This window comes from Secundilactobacillus mixtipabuli (assembly GCF_002217925.1).
GTDB classification, from domain to species: Bacteria; Bacillota; Bacilli; order Lactobacillales; family Lactobacillaceae; genus Secundilactobacillus; species Secundilactobacillus mixtipabuli.
Genome location: NZ_BCMF01000043.1, coordinates 1 through 258, shown reverse-complemented (window position 1 = coordinate 258; position 258 = coordinate 1). Strand labels below are relative to the sequence as shown.

General features: G+C 48.4%; 1 rRNA gene. It reads left to right on the top strand.

Features of this window, described 5'->3' with window-relative positions:
• Positions 1-258: ribosomal RNA gene (locus tag IWT5_RS11900) — 16S ribosomal RNA — on the top strand; the annotation flags it as partial.

Genomic DNA, 258 nt, shown 5'->3' with positions numbered 1-258 from the left:
CTGAATTGAAGTGCTTGCACTGATTTTCAGCATTGGATGAGTGGCGAACTGGTGAGTAACACGTGGGTAACCTGCCCAGAAGCAGGGGATAACACTTGGAAACAGGTGCTAATACCGTATAACAACTGAAACCGCATGGCTTCAGTTTGAAAGATGGTTTCGGCTATCACTTCTGGATGGACCCGCGGCGTATTAGCTAGTTGGTGGAGTAATGGTTCACCAAGGCAATGATACGTAGCCGACCTGAGAGGGTAATCG